Here is a 25,228-nt window from a genome sequence, read left to right as displayed (position 1 = left end):
TGATTTGCTCAAGGAACGACACCCGGCCGTCGCAACCGCATGTTGCTTTGCCACGCCGGACAAGGTCACGGGAGAGGCCGTCGCCGCGGCCGTGATCCTCAAGCCTGACGTTAAAACCTCCGATGCGCACCTTCTCGTCTGGGTCAAAAGTCAAATCCTCGCCGAGGCGCAGACATAGTCCGTGCATGTACGTGACGCATGTGCACGCAACGCGCATGGCAAGCTTGACCGGACGAGGGTCGCTGAGGATGTCTTTGGATGACCTGGCAGCCCGGTGATCTTGTCGATCCGGAAACATCTCGTTTCACCATCCGGTCAATCGAGCGGGAGGACGTGACCGATGAATTTCTGACCTGGTTCACCGAAGAGGATGCGATGGTCGGCCCCAATATGCCTCAACGACGCATGACCGTCGCGCAGGCACATCGCTGGACCCTGGGCTCCAACAACACTCGCAGGTTCTTCTTGCTGGTTTTGGACCGAGAGCGAAGCATGCCCATCGGATTCTTCACGGCGGTGATCGACATGCATGAGGTCGATCACCGCCGTTGTCATCGGGGACCGAAACTATTGGGCGCAGAATGTCGTGGCCGAAGCGCGCGCGGCGCTCCTCGACTTTCTCTTCGGAGCGCTCGGTGTTTAAAGGGTGATCGGCAAGCCGCATGGGCGAAACTTCGCGTCAATCTTCAACTACCAGGCAATGGGGTTCACCTGTGAGGCGGTGCTGCGCGAACAGATGAAAGCAAGCATACAGACAAACGGCTCGATCATCTCGTCTAAGGCCTCTTTGCCAACGAGTGGGCTGCAACAAGAGGCAAAGTAGTTCATGCTCAATAGTGCCGATACGGTAAGCGTCATGGCAGATGCGCGTGGCTTGGACCCAGGTGCGGTCGGTCCTGAGCTGGCATGGGGCGTGTCGGCCGAATGGACCAGCCTTGCACATATGCGACCGATCCTCGCCCTCGAAGAGTCGCTTGGACGCCAGCGACGGCCGGATGAGATCGTCTCGCTCGCCAATATCGGTTCGGTGGATAAACTGCTGAGCGCGAAAAAATCGTCCAGTCCTGATGCAGACCGATGCTGCCTTGACCGGTCCTGCTGAGGCGGGCGGCTTGGGGCCGCCCATCCGGCATAATTCCGTTGGCATGCGTCGATATCAAACCGATCCGTATCCAGGCCAGTTGACCGCTGAACAACCGATAAATCGAAAGTCCCTGTGGGATGCTCGTCGGCAGGTCAAGGATGCAGGCGCGTTCGCGACGCCCAAGCAGGCGCAGGTGGTCATCCATCGCACGCTCGAGCACGGCCCCCATGCCCGACCTCTCGCGTTACGCAACACACGTCCGTTGCGTCTGCAAACCTGATCAGAGCAAGCTCAGTTGCAAACCAGTGATGCAGCATTTGTCAGGCAAACGGCTTGATCCATCTTTGGACGAGGCAGCGACGGATTTCTGTCCCTTTCCGTTGGGTCGTGTCTCGCCACGTTAGGGCGCGAAAGACACCAAATCGTGCGCGACATTCCGGCCGAACCGGTGCGCGGTAGCGCGCGCCTTGCGCGGGGTCTCAGCAAATCGGCGCGACAATTCTGAAAAAATCATACCTCTGGATACGGCGCAGAACATCTCGCTATCCACTTCCGGGGCCATTCGCTCCTCCAATGATGATGCAGCCGCCCAGCGGCGCAATTCAAAGGGAGGAAACGATGAAAAAGAATCTCATTGGCGCGTCGGCGCTCGCGATCCTGGCTGGAAGCCAGATGGGATGGGCCGGGGCGCACGAGGGTCCGTTGAAGGTTGGGGTGCTGGCCACGCTCGAAGGCACCTACACCGCGCTCGGCGAAGACGGGGTGCGTGGCTTGAGGACCGCTCTGGCGCAGGCCGACAACATGGCGGGCGGTCGCGAGGTGGAACTCGTGATCCAGTCGACCGATACGACGCCCGACAGCGCCGTGCGCGGCGCGCGCAAGTTGGTCGAACAGGACGGCGTCTCTATCGTGATCGGGCCGCTTTCGGGCTCGGAAGGCATTGCGATCCGCGACTACGCCAAGACCCAGCCGGACGTGACCTTCATCAACGGCATCTCGGGCGCGCAAGAGACGACCTATGTCGACCCCGCCCCAAACTTCTTCCGGTTCAACATGGATGGTGCCCAGTGGTCGGCTGGTCTCGGCGACTACATCTTCAATGAAAAGGGCTACGAGACCATCGCGACCGTCGGAGAGGACTATTCCTTCGTTTACACACAGGTCTTCGGGCTGGTCACCGAATTCTGCGCGGCCGGCGGTGAAGTGACCGAACGCCTGTGGGTGCCGCTTGGCACCAAGGACTTCGGCTCGATCATCGCAGCTCTGCCGGATGATGTCGACGCGATCTACCTGGGTCTCGGGGGCGGTGACGCTGTCAACTTCCTGAACCAGTACCAGCAGGCGGGCGGCGATGCGAACCTAATCGGCGGGACAATCATGGTTGACGGCACCGTGCTGAACTCCAAGGGCTCGGCGAAGGACGCGCTGATCGGCGTGCCCTCGGCTGGCCCGCAGGCGGACACCTGGGACGACCCGGACTGGCAGGCGTACGTGAAAGCCTATCAGGACACCTTCCCGCCGGAGGAGCGCTTCCCGTCGCCATCCCTTCTGGCGACAGGGTACTACAACGCCACAAGCGCGATGTTGCAATGCATGGACAGCGTCAGCGGCGATCTCTCCGACGGGCAGGCGGCGTTCCGTGACTGCCTGACCGGCCTGGAGCTCGACGCACCTAACGGCAACATAACGCTCGACGAGAACCGGCAGGCCGTCGGCACCAACTTCGTCTCGGAGGTGGTCGAGCTGCCGGATGGCACGCTGGGCACGCAGCTCGTGGCGATGAAGGAAGGCGTCAACCAGACGCTCGGCATCGACGCGGAGGCCTTCGCGGCCATCGGTCTTCCAAGCCGCGAAACGCCGGAGTGCAAGACCAGCTATTGATCTCGCACCTTCCCGGCGGCCCGCTTCACTCCCGGCGGGCCGCCGCAGCCTTGCCGGAGGACGGCCGGGCCGCCACTGGTGGGTGCAAGCGCTCGAGGGACTGCCATGACGCTCATTCACCTTCAGTCCCGTATTCATTTCGCCGATGGCGTTCTTGAAGAGGCGCTCCGGGGTGAAGTCGAGGCGGCGGCACATAAGACGCTCTGTGTGCTGTACGACGAACGCGACCCTTTGGGCGACGTGGCATTGCGCATCGGAGCCAGCCTGCCGAACCGCACCGCAACCCAGTTCATCGGTGCGACGCCGGACGACACCAAGCAGAGTTTCTGGGAGCGGCTCCAAACGTCGGTCGATCCTGCCGAATGTGACGCTCTCATCGCCTTTGGGACCGCGCGCGTGATCGCCTTCGGTCGCAAATGCCGGGTCGAGATTGCCAATGCGCGCTATGCGAAGGCCAGCGCCGAGCAACGCCTGAAACGGCGGCGGTCACTGCTGCCCGACTACGTGGTGATACCCGGTATCGACGGGTTGCCCGATCCCTGTTCCGACCCCGGCGGGGCGTCGCTGTTCCGGGGGGTGCCGCCGAGCGTGGTGATCTGCGATCCGACGCTCACGGTCGGGACCGACGCGGAAACCCGCGCCAGCTGCTATGCCACGACCCTGACACGCTGCATCCAGTCGCTCGGGGTCAACGCCTTCAACCCGGTCGCCGACGCCTTCGCAACCGAGGGGTTGCGGCGGCTGGTTCTGGCGGGCGTGCGCACGGAGGACACACCACGGCTGGAGCAGTACCGCGATCTGATGGCGGCCGCGCTCAGCGGTGCGATGTCCCAGCAGAAAGGTGTCGCCATTCTCCAACTCGTGTCCGGCATGCTCCAGGCCATGGTGGATCGCAGCGTGCAGCCGGGGGTTCTTAACAGGATCCTCTTGCCGCATTTCGCCGACCGGTCGTTGTCGGCCTCGGATGATCGGAATGCGCTGGTCCGCTACATCCTGAAGTTCCCCGTCGATGTGGAGTTCGACATCTGCCTCGCGGAGTTTCTGGACCCGCTGCCGCTGCAGAAGCGCCTGCGCGACCTGGGCCTGACCAGACGGGCGGTCCGAAAAACGTCGCTGGCCGTTTCGAGCGATGCGCGCGCGGCAACCATGTCGGCTGATGAAATCGAGGCGGCACTCAATGCGGCCTATTGAGGAGAGCGTGTGAAAGGCCATCTGATCAACGGCAGTTGGATGACGGGCGGACAGTCCGTTCCGAACGTGAATCCCTCGGACACGTCGGATGTCATCGATCAGTATCGCAGCGGCGGTCGTCCGGAAATCGAGGCGGCCATCGAAGCGGCGGATGCCGCGTTCCACCACTGGGCGCGAAGCGGCCCGCAGATCCGCCATGACGTGCTCAAATTCGTCTCCGACGAGTTGCTGGAGCGCCGGGAAGAGATCGGCACGCTTCTCAGTCGCGAGGAAGGCAAGATCCTTTCCGACGGCATCGCCGAGACAGTTCGCGCCGCTCAGATTTTCGGCTTTTTCGCAGGCGAAGCGCTGCGCCTGACGGGCGACATCATTCCGTCGGTGCGCGATGGCGTCAGCGTCGAAATCACCCGCGAACCGATTGGCCCGGTCGGTATCATCGCGCCGTGGAACTTTCCGATCGCCATCCCAGCCTGGAAGATTGCGCCGGCCCTTTGCTATGGCAACACGGTGGTTTTCAAACCGGCTGAGTTGGTGCCCGGCTGCGCCTGGGCCCTGGCCGAGATCCTGAGCCGGAGCGGGCTGCCCAAGGGCGTCTTCAACCTGGTGATGGGCAAGGGCTCCGTCGTCGGTCAGGCGATGCTGGATGCGCCCGAGTTGAAAGGGATCAGCTTCACCGGCAGCCAGGCGACGGGTCAGCGCGTGGCCGAGGCGTCGGTGCGCAGGCAGCGGAAGTTCCAGTTGGAGATGGGCGGAAAGAACCCGCTGGTCGTGCTCGACGATGCGGATCTGGAGAGGGCGACAGACGTCGCACTCGACGGAGCCTTCTATGCAACCGGCCAGCGGTGTACGGCCTCGTCGCGCTTGATCGTCACGGAAGGTATCCACAACCGCTTTGTCGAACGGCTGACCGAGAAGGTCCGCAGCCTCAAGGTCGGCCCCGCACTGGCACCGACGACACAGATGGGGCCCGTCGTCGACGAAACCCAGCTGGAAACCGATCTCACCTACATCGAGATCGGCCGGTCCGAAGGCGCGAACCTGCGTGCGGGCGGCGAGCGGGTGAGGGCGGAGACGGAGGGGTACTTCCTGTCGCCGGCGCTGTTCACCGATACCGAGCCGGGGATGCGGATCAACCGTGAGGAAATCTTCGGCCCCGTGGCCAGTGTCCTGCGTGCGCGTGATTACGATCACGCACTGGATCTCGCCAACGACACCGAATTCGGATTGAGCGCGGGCATTTGCACCAGCTCTCTCAAGCACGCAACAGATTTCCGCCGGGCTGCACAGGCCGGCATGGTCATGGTCAATCTGCCGACCGCCGGCGTGGACTACCACGTGCCGTTCGGCGGCACCAAGGCGTCAAGCTACGGCCAGCGCGAGCAGGGGGTCTACGCGCGGGAATTCTTCACGACGGTGAAGACGGGATACATTCACCCCGGATAGGCGCGATCTGTATCCTAGCGTATCGAATAGTCTCTTTTTTGCGTCGAATCCTTGCCACGAATCGGTTTTCTCGGCTGAATTCGAAGGCTTGGCGAGCACCGGCAACACAACAGGGGCCGCCAAGCATGGGAGGACAATTCGATGAGCCAGGCTCTTGCCGTCAGTCACGGTGAGTTCGGTCGAGCCGCGATCTACGACCTTGACCGGCCTATCACGACGCACGCCCACCGCGAGGGGCACTTGATCTTCTACATTGCCGGCAACCATGCGAAAACGCAGGTCTGCAACGAGATCATCCCCCTCAACCGGGCAACCGCCGTCGCGGTCAGCCCGTGGGAGCCGCATTACTTCGACCCGATGTCGGGCGCGTCCTGCCTCTGCCTTGTCCTCTATATCAAGCCGATGTGGTTTCTCGAAAACTCGCAGTCGGCGGAGTTCGCGCTCAATTTCGGGCGCCCGCGCCTGGCGCTGACAGCGGACCTTGCGGCCACCGTTCAGAGGCTGGCGGGGCTGATGCTGTCGGACGGCACCGAGCTTTGCATCGACTCGCTGCTGATTGATCTGACGACGAAGTGCTACGAGGCGACCTGGGCGGGGCGGGAACGGCCGACACCTGTCGGCTTGATGGGGCGCTTCAGCGACTACCGGATCCGGAAGTCGCAGAGGCTGATGCTCGAATGCCTCGAAAACCACGTCGGCCTCGACAGCCTCGCCGGCGAGGTCGGCCTGTCACGCCCGCATTTCTTCAAGCTTTTCAAGAAACAGACGGGCGTCACACCGAACGTCTATTTCAATACGCTGCGCTCGGAACGCGCTATCGAGGACCTGACCCAGACGGAGAAGAGCGTGACGGAAATCTCTGTCGATCTGGGCTTCGCCTCGCAGGCCTCGTTCACGCGGTTCTTCGCAATGAACGTTGGCATCGCACCGACCGATTACAGGCGCACCGCCATGGTCAGCTGAGCGCACCCGCAGCACCGATTTACCGACACTGAGGCACTGCGAAAGACTTTTCGATACGGCCGTTTCGAAGGGGGGCGGCTAGCCTGTTCTCGCACGGTTTCGGACCGTGAGGGGAGGACAGCGTCTTGCGCAAGACACCTAGCCGGATAGGAAAGGGCGGTCACAGGGGCCGCAGCGGCACATGATCCGCCGGTTCGCCGAGCGCCACCCGTGGTGGTCGGCCATCCTTGGGCTCGCCGTGCTCATCCTGCTCTATCTGATCTTCGCGATCTGGCCCGAGTGGCTGGTCGAGGCGATCGGGCGGAAGAAGATCTTCCTCAACGCGCTTTTCAACGGCATCACGCTGGGCGGGCTCTATTTCCTGGTGGCCTCGGGGTTCACTCTCATCTTCGGGCTGATGCGGAACGTGAACCTCGCGCATGGCTCGCTCTACCTGATGGGCGGCTATATCGGCTTCTTCGTCGCTGACTGGACCGGGCTCTGGCTGCTCGCCTTTCCGGTCGCCTTTCTGCTCGTCGCCATGTTCGGCGTCATTTTGCAACTCGTCGTCTTCCGCCGGATGGAGGGTGAGGACTTGCGCCAGACGCTGGTCACCATCGGCATCTCCATCGTCCTCGCCGACCTGATGCTCTGGTTCTTCGGGGGTGACTTCTTCAACATCACGCCGCCCGGCTGGCTGTCGGGCCCGATGGAAACCGGAATCATCACGTCGCAGCGTGTCCGCAGTTCGGGCGAGGTGGTGACCTCCACGCTGACCTATCCGATGGTCCGCATCGTCATTTTCCTGGCCTCCGTGGTGATCGGCATCGCCATGTGGCTGCTGCTCAATCGGACGCGCGTGGGTATGCTGATCCGCGCGGGCGTCGACGATCGCGACATGCTGAGCGCCACGGGCGCACGGATCCAGCTTGTCTTTGTCGGTGTTTTCGCCTTCGGGGCCGGGCTGGCCGGACTGGCAGGCGTTGTGGGCGGCACCTTCCAGTCCATCGCGCCGGGCGAGGACATCCGATTTCTTCTCGCCTCCCTCGTCGTCGTGATCGTCGGCGGCATGGGCTCGATCCCCGGTGCGGCGCTTGGCGCGCTGATTATCGGCCTCGCCGAGCAATTCGGTTCGGTCTATTTCCCGACCTATGCCGTGGTGCTGACCTTCCTGATCATGGTGCTCGTGCTGGCCTTCCGCCCACAGGGCCTGCTGGGGCGGGCGTGACATGGCGGATGTGACGGTCAGCCCGGTCGACAAGGCCCGCAGAAACCCCGAGCCCTACTGGATCGAACGCATCCCCGGCGCCTATTGGGTGGTGGGCGTGCTGCTGCTGATCCTGCCGAGCTTCGCGTCGAACTTTTTCATGTTCCAGATCATGGGCTGGACCTTCATTCTCGGCATCATCGCATCGTCGCTCATGTTTCTGGCGGGCTACGGAGGCATGGTGAGCCTGGCCCAACTCACCTTTGCGGGCGTGGCGGGCTACATGGTCGCGATCTTCGGGACCAGTGCCATCGACACGATCTCCATGGGCTGGCCCTGGTTCATCACGATCCCCCTCGCGCTGATCATCGCGGTGCTTTTCGCCACCGTCATCGGCTGGCTCGCGGTGCGGACCGAGGGCATCTATACCATCATGATAACGCTGGCGATTGCGGCCGCCTTTTTCTACTTCACGCGCCAGAACTACGAGATCTTCAACGGCTTCCAAGGGTTCAACTCGGTCCTGCCGCCGCAGCTCTTCGGGGTCAACTGGCGCGGCCCGGAAGCCTTCTATTACCTCACACTTTTCTGGGCCGCAGCGGCCTACTTCGCGATCCTCTATCTTTCGCGTGCACCGTTCGGGCTGTCGCTGCAAGGCGTGCGCGACAACCCACGGCGGATGGCGGCCCTGGGGTTTAACGTCACCGCGCATCGGGTTGCAGCCTATGCTTTTTCCGGCCTGATTGCGGGGATCGGCGGTATTCTTCTCGCCTGGCAGTCAGCGCAGATCAGCCCCGGGACGATCAGCATCGCGCCCGCCATCGACATCTTGGTGATCGCCGTCGTGGGCGGTCTGCGCCATCCAATCGGCCCGTTCATCGGCGCGTTTCTCTACGTGCTGCTCAAGACCTTTGCCGTCGATGTGCTGATCGCGCTCGGCCTTTCGGGCGACCGATTCCAGCTTCTGATCGGGCTGGGCTTTCTTGCTGTTGTCTATTTTTCACCTGACGGGCTGCTTGGCCTCTGGCAAAAACTGCGCGAGAGCCGCCAGCGCGATCCGCTGACCGGGGAAGCGCGGCCATGACCGCGCGCGTCTCCACAGGTACCGAAAACGCGCTGGAGCTTCGCGCCGTCTCCAAGCGGTTTGGCGCGCTTGCCGCGCTTTCCGACATCGACCTGACCGTGCAGCCCGGCGAGCGACGTGCGGTCCTGGGATCGAACGGCGCCGGAAAAACCACGCTTTTCAACTGCATCACCGGTGACTTCCCCCCCTCCGACGGCGCGATCCGCTTCTTCGGGGAGGATGTGACCGGTTTCCCGGCACAGGAGCGCATCCGGCGCGGGTTGCGGCGCACCTACCAGATCTCGCTGCTCTTCACCGGGTTGACGGTGCTCGACAACGTGTATCTCGCATGCCTCGGCGTGTCGCGCGGCCGGTTCTCCTTCCTGCGCCCGCGCCGGAGCAGCCCGCTGGTTGCAACGGCCGAGGACCTGGTCGACACCGTGCATCTCTCCGACGTGGCAGAGACCCGGGTGAGCGATCTGTCCTACGGTCAGCAACGCCAGTTGGAAGTCGCCATGGCGCTGGCCGGAGCGCCGCGTTTCATTCTCTTCGATGAGCCGGCCGCGGGTCTGTCGCCAACCGAGCGGCGGGAACTGGTCGACATCCTGACCGGGCTGCCGGCTCACATCGGTTACATCATCATCGAGCACGATATGGACGTGGCGCTGCGCGTCTCGGACTACGTCACGATGATGCACAACGGGCGCATCTTCAAAGAGGGCAAGCCCGCCGAAATCGAGGAAGATCCGGAGGTTCAGGCGCTTTATCTCGGGGGAGACGACAGTGCCTAGCCCGGTTCTCGATATCCGCGACCTCAATGTCTATTACGGCCATTCCCACGCGCTTCAGGGCGTCGATCTCGAGCTGCCTTCGGGCGTTCTCTCCGTCGTCGGTCGCAACGGCATGGGCAAGACGACCCTATGCAAAGCGATCATGGGCCTCGTACCGGCTGCCTCCGGCACGATCTCCTTCCACGGGCAGGCGGTGGTGGGCCGCAGCCCGTCGGACATTGCGCGGATGGGCATCGGCTATGTCCCCCAAGGCCGTCGCCTCTGGCGGTCGCTCACCGTCGACGAGCATCTGAAGCTGGTGGAGAAGGCGGGCGGTGCATGGTCGGCCGAGCGGGTCTATTCCGTCTTCCCGCGGCTTGCCGAGCGGCGGCAGAACGGGGGCGGGCAGCTCTCCGGCGGCGAACAGCAGATGCTGGCCATCGGCCGCGCGCTTCTGTTGAACCCGCGCCTTCTGGTGATGGACGAGCCAACCGAAGGGCTGGCCCCGGTCATCGTGCGCCAGCTGGAGGATCTGCTGATCCGCCTCGGACGGGAAGGCGACATCGACGTCCTGGTCATCGAGCAGAACATCGGCGTCGCCTGCGCCGTCGCGTCCAACGTGGCGATCATGGTCAACGGGCGGATCAACCGCGTCATGGACAGCGGCATTCTCGCCGGAGACCGCGATTTGCAGCAGGCGCTTCTGGGCGTGGGGCGCCACGCCCATGACGAGACCGATACGCCGGAGCGAACGGCAGAGGAGGGGCAGACAGAGGCCAAGATCACCAAGATCTATGTCTCAAACCCGAACGTTCCGACCCGCTGGACCAGGCCTGTCCCGGTGCGGGTGATCGAACAGTCGGCGCGCACCGTCACGGAGGCGCCCAAAGCCGCGACTGTCGTGCCGATGCCGCAGGCGGTCGGGCCGCACACCCGCGGCACCGTTTATGTCTGCGGCACGCTCGACACGAAGGGGCGCGAGTTGCGCTACATGGCGGATGTGGTCCGGAGCCACAGGCTGCCGGTCACGCTGGTCGACCTTTCGACCTCGGGCGGCGCCTCCGGTGCGGACATCCCGCCCCATGTGGTGGCCGGATTCCACCCGCGCGGCGCGGGCGCGGTCTTCACCGGCGACCGGGGCACGGCGGTTGCCGGCATGACCCGCGCCTTCGAGCGTTGGGTTGCGTCGCGCACCGATGTTGCGGGTCTGCTCTCGGCGGGGGGCTCGGGTGGCACGGCGCTGGTCGCGCCGGGCTTCCGGACAACGACCGTCGGCGTGCCCAAGCTGATCGTCTCGACCGTGGCGAGCGGAAACACAGAACAGTACGTAGGTCCTTCGGACATCACGATGATGTACTCGGTCGCGGACGTGCAAGGGCTCAATTCGATCACACGCGAGGTGTTGGCGAATGGCGCCAACGCGCTCGCGGGGATGGTCCGCGCCCGCCAGGTCGCGCCCCCGGAGACGGACGACAGACCCGCCGTCGGCATCACCATGTTCGGCGTCACCACACCCTGCGTGCAGATGGTGACCCAGGCACTCGAGGACGACTACGACTGCCTTGTCTTCCATGCCACCGGCGTCGGCGGCCGCTCCATGGAAAAACTCATGGACTCCAGTCTGTTGTCGGCGATACTTGATCTCACGACAACCGAGGTCTGCGACATGGTTGCCGGTGGCGTCTTCGCCGCAACAGAGGATCGCTTCGACGCTTCGATCCGCGCCGGTCTGCCCTTCATCGGGTCCTGCGGCGCGCTCGACATGGTCAACTTCAACGCCCCCGAAACCGTGCCCGAGAGATACAAGGGCCGGCTTTTCTACGAGCACAATCCGCAAATCACGCTGATGCGCACCACGCCTGAGGAAAACGTCCGGATGGCGCGGTTCATCGGCGAGAAACTGAACCAGATGACCGGCCCCGTCCGCTTCTTCCTGCCCGAAGGCGGTGTCAGTCTGCTCGACGCACCTGGCCAGCCGTTCTGGGATCCGGAGGCTGACCGTGCGCTGTTCCGCACCCTTGAAGAGACCGTCCGGAACACCGCGAACCGTCAGCTCGTCCGGGTGCCGCACAACATCAACGATCCCGAATTTGCCGAGCTGGTCGTCAAGACCTTCCGGTCTTTCCACGCCGCCCCGCGCCGCACCGCCAGAGGAGCCTGACCGCCATGTTCGACCGTAGCGACCTGATGACGAAATTCCGTGCCATGCGCGACCGGGGTGAGCCGATCATCGGCGGCGGGGCCGGAACTGGCCTCTCGGCGAAATGCGAGGAAGCGGGCGGCATCGACCTGATCGTGATCTACAATTCAGGTCGCTATCGCATGGCCGGGCGCGGCTCTCTCGCCGGGCTCATGCCCTATGGCGATGCCAATGGCGTGGTGATGGAGATGGCGGGCGAGGTGCTGCCTGTCGTCAAGAAGACACCGGTTCTGGCGGGCGTCTGCGCCACCGACCCCTTCCGGTTGATGGACAAGTTTTTGGATCAGGTGAAGGCGGCGGGCTTCTCCGGCGTCCAGAACTTCCCGACCGTGGGCCTGATCGACGGGACTTTCCGCGCCAACCTGGAAGAGACCGGGATGGGGTACCACCACGAGGTCGAGATGATCCGGATGGCCCATGAAAAGGACATGCTGACAACGCCTTACGTCTTCTCGGAAGAAGACGCAGCCGCCATGGCGAAGGCCGGAGCCGACATCATCGTCGTGCATCTGGGTCTGACCACCGGCGGTGCGATCGGGGCGGATACGGCGGTGACCCTGGCGGATGCGCCGGGTCTCACCGACACATGGGCCGCCGCGGCGCTCGACGTGAACCCCGACGCCATCGTGCTGGTCCATGGCGGGCCGGTTGCGATGCCCCAGGACGCGGATTTCGTTTTGAAGAACACCAAGAACTGCCACGGCTTCTACGGCGCCTCCTCAATGGAGCGCCTGCCGACCGAGATCGCGTTACGTGAGCAGACCGCGGCCTTCAAGGCAATCGGGAGGGCATGATGGGGCAGACCAACATAGCGCAGGCGCCAAGCCCTACCTCGAGTGGGCTCCGAGCGGCACGTACGATGCGCGGCCGCTCAAAGCATCCATGGCGCGCAAGTTGCGCGCGACATCACCGAAAGTCCTCCCGGGGGGGAGGTCGGGCTTGGTGCATGCGCGCCGGGTCCGCGCGGAAGATTGCCCTTGAAGCGGGAGAAACCTCATGACCGGACAAATCATCGGACAACTCATTCTCTGGCTGATCCTCGCGGTCATCGTTGTCTTCATCCTCTACTGGGTGATGAACTGGCTCTACCGCCGCTCGACCAAGGAGGTCGCCTTCGTGCGCACCGGCTTCCTGGGCGAACGCGTGGTGATCGACGGCGGCGCCTTCGTCTGGCCGATCATCCACGACATCACACCCGTGAACATGAACTCGCTCGATCTCGCCGTGACGCGGGCGAGGGAGCAGGCGCTGATCACCGCAGACAATCTGCGCGTGGACGTGGACGCCGAATTCTACGTGCGCGTCAAGCAGACCCGCGAGGCCGTGAGCCTCGCGGCCTCCACCATGGGCCGGCGCACGCTGGAGCCTGAACGCCTGAACCGGCTGCTCGAAGGCAAGTTCATCTCCGCGCTGCGCACCGTCGCGGCTGAGATGACCCTGGCGGAGCTGCATTCGAAGCGCACCGAGGTGACCGCCCGTGTGGCCGAGCTGGCCCAGGAGGGGCTCGACAAGAACGGGCTGGAGCTCGAAAGCGTCGCGGTCACCGATATCGACCAGACCGACATCCAGTATTTCAATCCATCGAACCAGTTCGACGCCATTGGTCTGACGAGCGTGATCGAGTCAGTCGAGGCGCGGCGCAAGCTCAGAAACGACATCGAACAGGACACGATGATCCAGATCCGCGAGCGCAACCTGCAGGCGGAGAAGCAGTCGCTGGAGATCGAGAAACAGTCCGAGGAGGCGCGCCTGGAGCAGGAGCGCGAGATCGAATTCCGCCGCGCCCAACAGCGTGCTGAACTGGCCCGCGAACGCTCCCAGCGTGAGAAGGAGGGTGAGGAGGCGACGCTGGTGAGCCGCGAAGCCATCGAAAAAGCACGCATCGCCAATGAGGAGATGATCGCCGAGGCCCGTATCGCCTCCGAACGCAAGATCCGCACACAGGAGATCGAGCGCCAGAAGGTGCTCGACGAGGCCGAGATCGCCACGCGCGAGGCGGTGGAAAAGGCGCGGATCAGCCAGGAACGGGTGCTGTCAGAGACCCGCATCAAGTCGGACAAGGACACCCAGGCCGCCGACATCGCTGCCAAGGAAGCGATCGAGAAGGCGCGCATTGCCCAGGAACGTGCGATCACCGAGGCGCGCATAGACAAGGAGCGCGAAACGCAGGCCAAGGAGATCGAGCGCAAGCGCAGCATCGACGAGGCCGGCATCGCGGCCACCGAGGTGATCGAGAAGGCGAAGATCGCGCAGGAGCGTGAGGTGACCGAGGCGCGCATCGCGCTCGAGCAATCGACCCGCGAGAAGGAGATTGCACGCAACCTTGCCGTCGACGAGGCGACCATCGCGGCACGCGAGGCGTCCGAGAAATTACGGATCGCGCAGGAACGCGTGATCAACGCCGAACGGATCAGCGCCGACAAGGCGACGCGTGAATTGGAGATTTCGCGCCAAAAGGTCCTGGAGGAAGCCGAGATCGCCTCGAAGCAGGCGACCGAGGCCGCGAGCATCGCGCGCGAGAAGGCGCTGGCCGCTGACCGCATCGCGGCCGAGCAGGATACCCGCGCCCGCGAGATCGAGCGGCAACGTGCGCTCGATGCCGCGCAGATCGAGGCAACGGAGGCCACCTCGCGCGACCGGATCGCACAGGAGGAACGTGTCCGCGCCCTCGAGATTGCCCGGAACAAGGTCATCGATGAAGCCGAGATCGCCGCGCGTGAGGCGGTCGAGGCAGCGCGGATCGCGCAGGATGCCAAGCTTGCCGTCAAGCGGATCGAGAGCGAGGAGTCGACCAAGCAGCGCGATGTGGCACGTCAGAAGGCTTTGGAGGTGCTGGAGATTGCGCGCGCCGAGGCCACCGAGGCGGCCCGCATCGCCAAGGAGAAGAAGGTCGCGGCTGAGCGGATTGCCTACGAGCAGGACCTCCGCGAGCGCGAGATTGCCCGCAACCGCGCCGTGGACGTCGCCAATGTCGCCGCAAGCGAGGAGGTGGCCGGGGCCCGGATCGAGGAAGAAAAGCGCACCCGCGCCAAGCAGATCGCCAAGGATGCCGAGATCCGATCCCGCGAGATCGAGAAGCAGGAGGCCATCGAGGCCGCCGAAATCTCGTCGCGCCGGTTGGTCGACCAGCAGCGGATCGAGAAGGAGGCCGAGACCACCTCGGAGAAGATCGCACGCGACCAGCGCATCCGCGAGCTGGAAATCGCACGCAACAAGGCGATGGACGCCGCCCAGATCGCCGCCGACGCGGCCATCGAGGCCGCCCGCGTGGCGAAGGCCAAGACCGTCGATGCCGAGAAGATCGCGGCGGAGCAGGAACTGGATGCAAAGAAACTCGACCGCAAGACGGCGCTCGAACAGCTCGAAATCGCCCGCGTCCAGGCGCTGCGGGAGGCCGAGATCGCAAGCCAGGAGGAGGTCGAACGCGCCCGCATCGCCTCCGAACGCGGGCTGGATGACGCGCGCATCGGTCACCAGACCGACCGGCGCAAGCTGGAGATTGCCCGCGAAAAGGCCGTCGAAGAAGCCACGATGGAGAAAGCCATCGCACTTTATCAGAAATCGCTCGATGAAAGCGCCGCGGCTGTCGAGGCCGAGAACGCCAAGGCCCGCGCGCTCGAGGCCGCCGAAAAGGCCAAGACCGCCGCCGAGACCGAGAGCGTCAGCCGCGAGAAATCCCTCGACATCCTGCGCGCCGAGAAGGAGGCGGAACGCACCCGCCTGATCTCGGAGGCCGAGAAGGTGCGCAGCGTCGTCGAAGCCGAAGCCGCCAAGCTGATCAACGAAGCCGAGAACGTGCTCACCGACGAGGCGCGGCATTCGCTCTTCAAGCGCAAGATGCTGGAGCATGTGGAAGGCATCGTCGCCGCCAGCGTCAAGCCGCTGGAGAAGGTCAGCGACATCAAGATCATGCAGCTCGGCGGCTCCGGCACCCAGGGGCTCGACTGGGCGGGTGGCGGCAGCGGTGGCCATGGCGGCAGCGGCGGTGGCAGCCCGACCGACGAGGTGATGAACTCCGCCCTGCGCTACCGGGTGCAGGCCCCCTTCGTCGACAGCCTGATGCAGGAGATCGGCATCGACGGCAGCAATGTCGCGAAATCCGACATCATCCGCTCCGCCTCGGACATGACGCGCGCAAGTTCGGAACTCGCCCGCGCCAAGGCGGCGCAGGCCAAGTCCGACGACGACAAGAAGGACAAATCCTGACATGGCACGGGTCTATGTCTCTTCGGTGATCGGCGCGTCGGCGGCCAAGGTCTGGGAGCGGGTGCGCGACTTCAACGCGCTGCCCCGCTGGCACCCGCGCATCCGCGACAGCCGCATCGAGGATGCGCTTCCGTCCGACAAGGTGGGGTGTATCCGGAATTTCACGCTGCAGAACGGCGACCGGCTGCGCGAACGGCTTCTGGGGCTCAGCGACTATGACATGTTCTGCACCTACGAGATCCTGGAAAGCCCGATGCCGCTCTCCGACTACATCGCCACCCTTCGTCTGACCCCGGTGACGGACGGAGACCGCTGTTTCATCGAATGGTCGGCGGAGTTCGCGACAGCGCCGGAAGATGAGACCGATCTGGTCGAGGGGATCGGTCGCGATGTGTTCCAGGGGGGCTTCGACGCCCTCAAACGGCATTTCGGAGGATAGGCGCGCCGCGTCGTCCGCAGAGGAGGAGGACCTCATGAAGACCACACTCACCGCACTTGCCGCCGGCCTCGCGGCCACCGCCGCCCTTGGCGAGGCGCATGACATGACGTTGCCTCCGCTGGCGCTCCAGCCCAACGCAGAGATGGTGACTTTCGAGCATATCGACGCGCTCAACGCCTGTGACTGGGACCGGCTGATGGCGCAGTACCCCGAAGAGGTTCTTATCATCCTGCCGAATGGGGTCTGGGTCGAGGGCCGCGCGGCCATCGGCGACGTCTTCGCGGGCTTCTGCACGCCGCGCGCCGACGGTGGATTCCTCGGCGCCACCTTCGTTGCCGAGAAGGTCAAGACCGTGGGGGAGACGGTCAACGTTTCCTGGCGGGTCGAGGCAGACTGGCTGGCCGAGCCCTACAAGGGGGCCGACGCCTACGTCACCCGGGACGGGCTGATGTACGTGCAGGTCACGACCTTCGATCCGGCCGACATGAAGTTTGCGGAGTAGGTTGGGAGCGCGCCGGTCATGGTCAAGATCATCCGCAGCACGATCCTCGACGCACCGCTCGACGCGGTATGGGACGTGCTGCGCGATTTCAACGGCCATGACCGGTGGCACCCGGCCATCGCGACCAGCCAGATCGAGCGCGGCCAACCCTCCGACAAGGTGGGCTGCGTGCGCCGGTTCAAACTGGAGGACGGGGCCGAGTTGCGCGAGCAGTTGCTGACCCTTTCGGATCTCGAGACAACCTTCAGCTACTGCCTGCTGGAGACCCCGGTGCCGCTTCTGAACTACGTCGCCCATATCCGGCTGATGCCGGTGACCGACCGCGACGCGACCTTCTGGGAATGGGAGAGCCGGTTTGACACGCCGAAAGGGCGAGAGGCCGAATTGGGTGAGTTGGTGGGCGAGGGCATCTATCAGGCCGGGTTCGATGCGGTCCGGGCCAGCATGGGGCTGGAGGGCACATGACGACGGTTCGGACACTGGCGACTGTGGCGGAGGCCGTTTCGGAACGCGGGCACGTGCTGGGGGGCGGAACGCTTCTGATGCGCGAGGTCAACTACCGGCCCGAGACGGTCACCGAGATCCTGCGGATCACCGATGCCTCCCTGAAGGAGATCCGCATCGAGATGTCACGGATCACGCTCGGCGCCGGAGTGACCATGGCCGCTGTTGCGGCGCGCGCCGAGCTTGCCGCACTCGCCCCGTCCGCGCGGTCTGTCGGCGGCCCGGCGATCCGCAATATGGCGACGGTCGGAGGCAATCTTTTCGCGCCGCATCCCTACGGCGATTTCGCGGCAGCGCTTCTGGCGCTCGACGCGCGGGTGCACTGGGCGGGCGGCCGCGAGGAGGAGATCGAAAGCTTCCTTGCAGGGCGCGATCGCGCCTCGGGCCTTGTCACGGCTGTGTCCTTCGTTCCGCCCGCACGTGGTGGGTTCCGGTTCCGCAAGGTGTCGCGGACGAAGCCCAAAGGCGTGTCGCTCATGTCCATCGCGGCGAACCTGACGCTGTCTGGCAGCCGGGTCGAACGCGCGCGCATCGCCTTCGGCGCCATGGGGCCGACACCGCTGCGCGCCAAGGCGGCTGAGACGGCGCTTGAGGGCAAGACGCTGGACGAGGCCGGGATCGCGCGGGCGCTGACGGTCGCGACCGACGGGCTCGCGCCTCCCGACGATGCGCTTGCGTCGTCCTGGTACCGCGACCGCGTCGCGCCCGTCCACCTGTCCCGTCTGCTTTTGGAGCGTTCCTGATGGCCCAGACACCTGTCCGCTTCACCCTCAATGGCCGCGAGACCGGGCTGTTCGTCGAGGAGGCTGCAAACCTGCTCGATGTGCTGCGCCGCGGCGCCGGGGACATCTCGCCGAAATACGGATGCGGGCAGGGCACCTGCGGCGCCTGCACGGTGCTGATCGACGGGGCGCCGCACCTGGGCTGCCTGACGCTGGCCGCCACTGTGGAGGGGAGGGAGGTCCGCACCACCGGCGGGATGGCGGATGGGCCCGGGCTCACCGCGCTGCAAACGGCCTTCATGGAGGGCTTCGCGGCGCAATGCGGCTTCTGCACGCCGGGGATGCTGATGGCGGCGAAGGCGCTTCTGGACCGCAACCCGCAGCCCACGCGCGACGAGGTGATCGAAGCGATCAGCGGCAACCTCTGCCGCTGCACCGGCTATGAGCCCATCGTGGACGCGATTTTGGCGGCCTCGGGACAGAGGGGGGCGGCCTGATGTCTTCCATCGAGTTTCGCAAGGATCTTTTTGCCGACGAACGCGACGACAATCTCAACGAGATCGGCAAGCCGAAGCTTCGGCAGGACATCGAGGGGCACGTCCGTGGCCGGACCGCGTACTATGATGATCACCTGTTTGACGGGCTTCTGCACATGCGCTGCGTGCGCTCGCCGCATCACCACGCGCGGGTGCGGTCCATTGACAGTGCCGGGGCCGAACGCATGGCGGGCGTGCGCCGCGTCGTGCGCGCCTCGGACGTGCCGCACAACATCAACACGCTCCTGTCGCTCATCGGCTTCGGGCGCGACGACGAGCAGCTGATTGCCGACCGCAAGGTTGCCTACAAGGGTGAGCCGGTGCTGGCCATCATCGCCGAGACCGAGGCGCAGGCGCGTGCGGCCTGCGCGGCTGTTCGGGTCGACTGGGAGGTGCTGCCGCATGTGCTCGACGTCGAGGAGGCGCTGACGCCCGGCGCCCCGGTGGTGAACGAGGAATACCCGAACAACTGTTTCGATTACGCGCCTTACGACCACGTGAAACTGCGCTTCGGCGATGTCGAGGCGGGGTTTGCTCAGGCCGACCGGATCGTGGAGGCTACGTATGAGATGTCGCCGATCGAACAGGCGCCGATCGAGACCTGTGGCGCCATCGCCGCGCCCGAGACGTCCGGACGCTATGTCTGCCACACCGGCACCCAGGCGCTGTTCTTCTCGCTGGGAACCACGGCGAAGCTTCTGGATATGCCCTCCTCGAAGCTGCATTTCATTGGCGGTACCGTCGGCGGCGGCTTCGGCGGCAAGGTCGACAGCCTGACCGAGCCGATGGCGGTGCTTGGCGCGGTGCTGACCGGCAAACCGGTCAAGTTCCAGTGGGACCGCGAGGAGGAGATGCAGGTCGGCGCACCGCGCGGCGCCGAGCGCTGGATCATCAAGGACGGCGTCATGGCCGACGGGCGCATCGTCGCGCGGCAATTCACCGGCTTTTTTGATGCGGGCGCCTATACGCGGCTGTCCTCATATGCCGGAACCAAGGGCACCGGGCACCTGCCGGGACCGTATTCGATCCCGAACGTCGCCTCGAACGTGTTCTGCGTCTACACCAATCGCACGCCCGCCACCGCGATGCGGGGTTTCGGCATCACCGGTGTGGATTTCGCCATCGAATGCCACATGGACCGGGTGGCGGAGGCGGTGGGTGCGGATCCGATCCACCTGCGCATTCTCAATGCCTATCGCGACGGTGACATGAAGGCCCACAGGCGGCGCGCCAAGAACTGCGCGCTGGTCGAATGCTGTCAGGTGGCGGCCGGCAAGGCCGGGTGGCGCGTGTCGCCCGAGGACATGGCGGCGTCGTCCAAGACGGGCACCACGGCGGACCGGCAGGCGATCCCCGAGACCGCGCTCGACGAGGACGGCCGGATCGGCGACCGCAAGGCGGGCCGCATGCCGTCGGCCAGGCCTGCGAAAGGTACGAAACGCTTGCCCGCCGGGACCCATGGCCGCGATCACAAGGCCGTTCCGGTGCAGAGGCCGGATATGCAGCAACTGGCGGAACGGGTCGGACACCGGGTCGCGCCGGAGCGCGATGCTGCCCCAGCGGCTTCGCCGACTGTGCCCGCCCGCGCTCCCGACACGCCGACCCCAGCCACGGCGCCCTCGCGCCCCACGGCGGCGCCGCCCGCAACATCTTCGCCGCCTGCGGAGGCACGGCCTGCTGCCGCGCCTCCGCAACCCATGCCTCAGCTGCAACCCGCGCAACCGAAACCCTATGAGCCCGACACGCCCTTTCGTCAGGGCGTCCGGCGTCCCGGCGTGTCGCGGTTCCTCTCCGGATCGAGGAGGCGCTGATGGCCATTCACCCTGGACGTGGCTTCGCCTGCATCAACTATCCCATCGGCATGAACCTCGGCGGTGATCCGGCACAGGCGCTCGTGCATGCCACGCCCGACGGCAAGTTCATGGTTACGCTGTCCGCGATCGACCTTGGCCAGGGTATGAAATCGGTCACCCGCCAGATCGCCGCCGAGGCGCTCGGCGTGCCGCTGGAGGACGTCCACGTCGACACCGCCGACAGCGACACCGGCCCGCACGACATGGGGAGTTTCGCCTCGCGCGGCACGCACCGGGTCGGCAACGCTGTGATCCGCGCCGCCAGTGAGGCCCGGGCGCAGATGATGGACGCCGCGTCCGAGGAGCTTGAGGTCTCCGCGACCGACCTCGACACCGACGGGCAAGGCAACATCCATGTGAAAGGCGCGCCGTCGCGGACCATCACCGTCGCCGAAACCGCCATTGCGGCGCAATTCAAGCAGGGCAAGACCCTATCGGGACGGGGCATTTTTCTGATCGAACCTTCGGGCGTCGATCCCGATACCGGGGAGATGTCGCCCGTCACCACCTATGCCCATGCCGCGCTGGTGATCGACCTGACGGTGGATGACGAGACCGGCGAGGTCGAGGTGACCGAGATCAATTCGGCCTATGAGGTGGGCCGCGCGCTCAACCCCAAGCTGGTCGAGCAGCAGTTGATCGGCGGCGCGTGGATGGGGGTGAGCCATGCGCTCTACGAAACGACGGAGCCATACTACCCCGACCGCGCCCACGGGCCGGAGGATTTCAACAGCTACCTGATGCCGGGGCCGGGCGAGATCGTGCCGCACAACATCGCGGTGCTGGAACGCCCCGCGGAGGATGCGCCCTATGGCGGCAAGGGGCCCGGCGAGATGTGCGCCAACCCGGTGCTGCCGGCCATTGCCAACGCGGTCTACAACGCGGTCGGAGTGCGCGTGGACAAGCTGCCAATCACGCCGGAGAAGATCCTGCGCGGTATCGAGGCCAATGGCGGGGCGAAGCCGCAAGGAAGGCCCGGGGCATGAGCGTGCGGCGCGATATCGTTGGCATCGGCTCTCCCGAGGCGCTGGCTGCTGCCATGCGCGACGCGCAGTACATCGCGTCGGAGCCCTTGGCGACGGCGATGTATCTTGGGTTGGCGTTGGGCAAACCGATCCTGCTGGAGGGCGCGCCGGGGGTCGGCAAGACGGAAGCCGCAAAGGCCCTGGCAGGCGTGTTCGGGCGGCAGGCGATCCGGCTGCAGTGCTATGAGGGGATCGACGCGGCTGCAGCACTTTACGAGTGGGATTACCCACGCCAGATGTTGGCCCTGCGCCAATCGCCCGAAACCGATCTCTACGGCGAACGGTTTCTGCAGGAGCGACCGCTGCTGGCAGCGCTTCGCAATCCGACGCGGACCCTGTTGCTGATTGACGAAATCGATCGGTCCGACCAGGAATTCGAGGCGTTTTTGCTAGAATTCTTGTCCGATTTCAGCATTTCCATCCCCGAGCACGGGACCGTCCGGGCAGCGGAGCCGCCGATCGTCGTTCTGACCTCGAACCGCACGCGCGATCTGCACGAAGCGCTGCGGCGGCGCTGTGTCTATCACTGGATCGACTACCCGTCGCCGGAGTTGGAGGCCGATATCGTTCTGATGCGCGCCTCCTCCGTCGCGCGCGCGACGGCCGAGGCGGTTGTGGCTTCGGTCGGATTGATGCGCGCCGAACCGCTGGCAAAGCCGCCCGGCGTGGCCGAAACGGTGGAATGGGCCGAGGCGGCGACGCTGCTCAATGACCAGGGCGCGCCCTGGCCAGAGGCGTTCCGGCGGGCCATCGGGGTGGCGCTGAAAGATCATGACGATCTCGGCTACCTCGAGTCACGCCTGACGGAGCTTCTCCCCGGGGAGGCGGCGTGATGCGGCAGGTGCTTGCTCCCTTCTTCCGACTGGCGACGGCGTTGCGGAGCGCGGGCTTCCCCGTCGCGCCCGACCAGACGCAAGGGTTCATCGCAGCGGTAGGTGCGCTCGGGCCGCGCGATATTGGCGATGTGCGCTCGGCGGCTCTGGGGCTTTTTGCGATCCCACCGGAGCGGGTCGCGGACTTCGATGCGATTTTCGATGCTGTCTTCTCGGGCCGCGTCGTTGCTGCGGCAGCCGAGGGCGCGGAGGACGATGTCGACGTCCGCGAGATGACGGGCGATCCGGAGGAGGTTGAGGTCGACACGAGTGCGGAGCCCAGGGGCGGTGAGGCGGTGGCGACCGAACGGCTCGGCACGCGCGCCATCGTCGAGACGGCGTCTGACGCGCTGGCGCGCCTCGCGCGAGAGGCGCCGAAGCGGCTGCCTCGGCGGCTGAGTTACCGTCGGCAGCGGACACATCACGGCGACCGGATCGACCTGCGCCGCGCGCTGCGCCAGGCCGCCCGGCAGGAGGGCGACGTTCTGACCTTGCCTCAGACGCGGCGCAAGACGCGGCAACGGCGGATCATCCTGCTGATCGATGTTTCCGGGTCGATGAAGGAATTCTCCGACAGGAACCTCTCTGTCGGTCATGCGTTGGTGCAGGCAGCGGACCGGGCCGAAGCCTTTACCCTTGGCACGCGGCTGACCCGGATCACGCCCGCGCTTCGGCTGACGCATCGCGAGGCGGCCGTGGCCCGCGCCGGGGAGGCGATTGCAGATATCGACGGCGGCACGCGGATCGGGGCGGCGCTGGCCGCGTTTCTCGATGTGCCGCGCTTTGCGGGCTTCGCGCGCGGAGCGCTGGTGGTTGTGCTGTCGGACGGGCTGGAGCGCGGCGACCCGACTGACATGACCGAGGCGGTCAGGCGGCTCTCGCGCCTCTGCTGGCAGCTCCACTGGCTGACGCCTTTGGCCGCCGATCCCGGCTTCCGGCCGGAAACCGAGGCGCTGGTCAGTGTCCTGCCGGTCCTCGACCGCCTGAGCGACGGCGCGAGTATCGCGGCAATCGCCGATCACCTGTTGAACAGGGCGCGGGCGGCATGATCGACGCGCATCATCATATCTGGCGGCAGGCCGATCTGCCCTGGCTTCTGGGCCCGGAACAGCCGCGCATCTTCGGTAGCTACGCCGCGATCAAGCGGGACTATCCGATCGAGGAATACCTCTCGGATGTTCAAGGCAGTGGCATCACGGGCTCGGTCTATGTCCAGGCCAACTGGGCGCCCAATTGGGCCGTCGATGAGGCGGCGTGGGTGCAGGCCGAGGCGGATCGCACCGGTTGGCCGATGGCAATCGTCGCCTACGCGGATTTCACGCGCGGCGATGTCGGCAAGACGCTGAAGAAGCTGGCCGACATACCGGGTGTCAGGGGCATTCGCCAGCAATTTCATTGGCATGAGAACCCGACCTATCGCTTTGCCAAGACGCCTGACCTCTGTACTGACACCGATGTACAAAAGCGGATCGCGCTGCTGGCCGAGTATGGATGGAGCTTCGATCTGCAGGTCTTTGCCGGCCAGATGGCGGGCGCTGTGACGCTGGCGAGGGCCTGCCCGGAGGTGACCTTCATCCTGCAACACAACGGCATGCTGGAGGATCGGTCGAAGACAGGGGTCGCTGTCTGGAAGGCGGGGATGACCGCACTCGCCGCCTGCCCGAACGTCGTCACCAAGCTCTCGGCCTTCGGCACCTTCATTCACAGGAACGATCCGAAATTCATCACCGCCCAAGTCAAGGACGCCATCGCGCTGTTCGGCGCGGAACGCTGCATATATGGGTCCAACTTTCCGATCGAGAAGCTCTGGACGAGCTATGCCGATCTCTGGGCCGCCTTCCGGAAGGCCGTCCCGAAACCCCACCAGCAACAGATTTTCAACGACACCGCCGTCCGGGTCTACCGGCTCGGCGCGACGACAACGAAGGGAGACGCCTGATGGCCTTGCAAATCCATGTGCTCGACTACGGAGACATCGAGCTAGAGACGAGTTTTCTGGTTCTCGGCCACGAATGCGGACGGACCCGGCGTGTGCCGGTTTACGGCTTCCTGATCACCGGGGGCAGCTATCCGGTGCTGGTCGACACCGGGTATCGCGACAATGCGATCATGGAGAGCCTCGGCATGCGCGGCCTGCAGTTCCACGACAACATGATCGAAAACCAACTGGCCAAACACGGGCTCAAGCTTGGGGATATCCGTTACATCCTGCACACGCATCTGCACATCGACCATGCCGGCAAGGATGATCTCTTCCCGATGAACACCACCGTGGTGCTGAACCGGCGCGAGATGGAGTTCTCCGTCTCCGGCATCATGTACCCGCAGTACCCCAAGCCAGACATCAAACATCTGGTTGACCGCATCTACGAGGAAGAGGCGATCCGCTTTCTCGACCTGGAGATCACCCAGGCCGAGGAGATCATCCCCGGCGTCTGGTGCGAGCCTGCGGGCGCGCATACCGAAGGCTCGATGAACGTAATCGTTGAAACGTCGGAGGGCCTCGCCTGTATCTGCGGCGACGTGATCTACGATTTCAACGATCAGATCGTGAACCATGTGCACACCAACAACTGGATGGAGCCGCGCGTGACCGGCAACCACGCAGGCTCCAAGCGCGAGGAGAAGGGCGCGATCAAGAAGCTTCTGAACAATTACACCTTCCTGCTGCCCGTTCACGACAAGCCCGCCAAGATCGAACATCAGCAGGTGGTCGGACGGCTGGGCATGCAGGTGCCGGGACCGCTGACCGAGACGGTGGCCAAGCGCGACTGGTTCCCGATGTAGG

The 25,228-nt window shown here is 65.0% G+C and carries 24 protein-coding genes; all 24 read left to right on the top strand.

Annotated elements, in window-relative coordinates; genetic code table 11:
* Nucleotides 1–4: 4 nt before the first annotated feature.
* Nucleotides 5–178, top strand: coding sequence for an AMP-binding enzyme (locus MUB52_RS18590; RefSeq protein ID WP_263845657.1), 174 nt, complete (start codon nucleotides 5–7; stop codon nucleotides 176–178).
* An 80-nt stretch (nucleotides 179–258) separates the two neighbouring features.
* Nucleotides 259–717: a hypothetical protein gene (locus MUB52_RS18585; RefSeq protein ID WP_263845656.1), complete on the top strand. Its 459-nt coding sequence runs from the start codon at nucleotides 259–261 to the stop codon at nucleotides 715–717.
* 109 nt (nucleotides 718–826) lie between these two features.
* The gene (locus MUB52_RS18580; protein ID WP_263845655.1) at nucleotides 827–1,102 is read left to right on the top strand and encodes a hypothetical protein; all 276 of its coding nucleotides are present in this window, start codon (nucleotides 827–829) and stop codon (nucleotides 1,100–1,102) included.
* A gap of 600 nt (nucleotides 1,103–1,702) precedes the next feature.
* On the top strand, nucleotides 1,703–2,965 hold the full coding sequence (locus tag MUB52_RS18575; protein WP_263845654.1) for an ABC transporter substrate-binding protein: 1,263 nt from the start codon (nucleotides 1,703–1,705) through the stop codon (nucleotides 2,963–2,965).
* 105 nt (nucleotides 2,966–3,070) lie between these two features.
* A complete protein-coding gene (locus tag MUB52_RS18570) occupies nucleotides 3,071–4,156 on the top strand; it encodes a dehydroquinate synthase/iron-containing alcohol dehydrogenase family protein (protein WP_263845653.1) in 1,086 nt (361 codons plus the stop codon).
* 39 nt (nucleotides 4,157–4,195) lie between these two features.
* Nucleotides 4,196–5,599, top strand: coding sequence for an aldehyde dehydrogenase family protein (locus MUB52_RS18565; protein WP_263845708.1), 1,404 nt, complete (start codon nucleotides 4,196–4,198; stop codon nucleotides 5,597–5,599).
* 141 nt (nucleotides 5,600–5,740) lie between these two features.
* Nucleotides 5,741–6,562: a helix-turn-helix domain-containing protein gene (locus tag MUB52_RS18560; protein WP_263845652.1), complete on the top strand. Its 822-nt coding sequence runs from the start codon at nucleotides 5,741–5,743 to the stop codon at nucleotides 6,560–6,562.
* Nucleotides 6,563–6,743: 181 nt separating this feature from the next.
* The gene (locus MUB52_RS18555) at nucleotides 6,744–7,769 is read left to right on the top strand and encodes a branched-chain amino acid ABC transporter permease (protein WP_263845651.1); all 1,026 of its coding nucleotides are present in this window, start codon (nucleotides 6,744–6,746) and stop codon (nucleotides 7,767–7,769) included.
* Between the two features lies 1 nt (nucleotide 7,770).
* Entirely contained in the window at nucleotides 7,771–8,832 is a 1,062-nt protein-coding gene (locus MUB52_RS18550) for a branched-chain amino acid ABC transporter permease (protein ID WP_263845650.1), read from the top strand.
* Nucleotides 8,829–9,602: an ABC transporter ATP-binding protein gene (locus MUB52_RS18545; protein ID WP_263845649.1), complete on the top strand. Its 774-nt coding sequence runs from the start codon at nucleotides 8,829–8,831 to the stop codon at nucleotides 9,600–9,602. The genes MUB52_RS18550 and MUB52_RS18545 overlap by 4 nt, the downstream gene beginning before the upstream one ends.
* Nucleotides 9,595–11,742 carry an ABC transporter permease gene (locus MUB52_RS18540; protein ID WP_263845648.1) on the top strand — a complete coding sequence of 716 codons (2,148 nt, stop codon included), beginning with the start codon at nucleotides 9,595–9,597 and terminating at the stop codon, nucleotides 11,740–11,742. The genes MUB52_RS18545 and MUB52_RS18540 overlap by 8 nt, the downstream gene beginning before the upstream one ends.
* 5 nt (nucleotides 11,743–11,747) lie before the next feature.
* Nucleotides 11,748–12,575, top strand: a complete 828-nt coding sequence (locus MUB52_RS18535; RefSeq protein WP_263845647.1) for a phosphoenolpyruvate hydrolase family protein — start codon at nucleotides 11,748–11,750, stop codon at nucleotides 12,573–12,575.
* A 202-nt stretch (nucleotides 12,576–12,777) separates the two neighbouring features.
* Nucleotides 12,778–15,987, top strand: coding sequence for a flotillin family protein (locus MUB52_RS18530; protein WP_263845646.1), 3,210 nt, complete (start codon nucleotides 12,778–12,780; stop codon nucleotides 15,985–15,987).
* Nucleotide 15,988: 1 nt separating this feature from the next.
* Nucleotides 15,989–16,426, top strand: a complete 438-nt coding sequence (locus tag MUB52_RS18525; protein ID WP_263845645.1) for an SRPBCC family protein — start codon at nucleotides 15,989–15,991, stop codon at nucleotides 16,424–16,426.
* 34 nt (nucleotides 16,427–16,460) lie between these two features.
* Nucleotides 16,461–16,928 (top strand): nuclear transport factor 2 family protein, encoded by a 468-nt coding sequence (locus MUB52_RS18520; protein WP_263845644.1) that lies wholly within the window; start codon nucleotides 16,461–16,463, stop codon nucleotides 16,926–16,928.
* A gap of 18 nt (nucleotides 16,929–16,946) precedes the next feature.
* Nucleotides 16,947–17,393: an SRPBCC family protein gene (locus tag MUB52_RS18515; RefSeq protein ID WP_263845643.1), complete on the top strand. Its 447-nt coding sequence runs from the start codon at nucleotides 16,947–16,949 to the stop codon at nucleotides 17,391–17,393.
* Nucleotides 17,390–18,175, top strand: a complete 786-nt coding sequence (locus MUB52_RS18510) for an FAD binding domain-containing protein (protein WP_263845642.1) — start codon at nucleotides 17,390–17,392, stop codon at nucleotides 18,173–18,175. The genes MUB52_RS18515 and MUB52_RS18510 overlap by 4 nt, the downstream gene beginning before the upstream one ends.
* Nucleotides 18,175–18,651: a (2Fe-2S)-binding protein gene (locus MUB52_RS18505; protein WP_263845641.1), complete on the top strand. Its 477-nt coding sequence runs from the start codon at nucleotides 18,175–18,177 to the stop codon at nucleotides 18,649–18,651. Before MUB52_RS18510 ends, MUB52_RS18505 begins: the two co-directional genes overlap by 1 nt.
* On the top strand, nucleotides 18,651–20,501 hold the full coding sequence (locus MUB52_RS18500; RefSeq protein WP_263845640.1) for a xanthine dehydrogenase family protein molybdopterin-binding subunit: 1,851 nt from the start codon (nucleotides 18,651–18,653) through the stop codon (nucleotides 20,499–20,501). Before MUB52_RS18505 ends, MUB52_RS18500 begins: the two co-directional genes overlap by 1 nt.
* Nucleotides 20,501–21,529, top strand: a complete 1,029-nt coding sequence (locus MUB52_RS18495; protein WP_263845639.1) for a xanthine dehydrogenase family protein molybdopterin-binding subunit — start codon at nucleotides 20,501–20,503, stop codon at nucleotides 21,527–21,529. The genes MUB52_RS18500 and MUB52_RS18495 overlap by 1 nt, the downstream gene beginning before the upstream one ends.
* A complete protein-coding gene (locus MUB52_RS18490) occupies nucleotides 21,526–22,401 on the top strand; it encodes an AAA family ATPase (protein ID WP_263845638.1) in 876 nt (291 codons plus the stop codon). The genes MUB52_RS18495 and MUB52_RS18490 overlap by 4 nt, the downstream gene beginning before the upstream one ends.
* On the top strand, nucleotides 22,401–23,489 hold the full coding sequence (locus tag MUB52_RS18485; protein WP_263845637.1) for a vWA domain-containing protein: 1,089 nt from the start codon (nucleotides 22,401–22,403) through the stop codon (nucleotides 23,487–23,489). Before MUB52_RS18490 ends, MUB52_RS18485 begins: the two co-directional genes overlap by 1 nt.
* Nucleotides 23,486–24,379: an amidohydrolase family protein gene (locus MUB52_RS18480; protein ID WP_263845636.1), complete on the top strand. Its 894-nt coding sequence runs from the start codon at nucleotides 23,486–23,488 to the stop codon at nucleotides 24,377–24,379. The genes MUB52_RS18485 and MUB52_RS18480 overlap by 4 nt, the downstream gene beginning before the upstream one ends.
* The gene (locus MUB52_RS18475) at nucleotides 24,379–25,227 is read left to right on the top strand and encodes an N-acyl homoserine lactonase family protein (protein ID WP_263845635.1); all 849 of its coding nucleotides are present in this window, start codon (nucleotides 24,379–24,381) and stop codon (nucleotides 25,225–25,227) included. The genes MUB52_RS18480 and MUB52_RS18475 overlap by 1 nt, the downstream gene beginning before the upstream one ends.
* The last annotated feature ends 1 nt before the right edge of the window (nucleotide 25,228 follow it).

Source organism: Roseobacter sinensis, assembly GCF_025755255.1.
Classification (GTDB): Bacteria; Pseudomonadota; Alphaproteobacteria; order Rhodobacterales; family Rhodobacteraceae; genus Roseobacter; species Roseobacter sinensis.
Note: the sequence above shows the minus strand (reverse complement) of the source record. Positions and strands in the feature narration are given on the sequence as shown.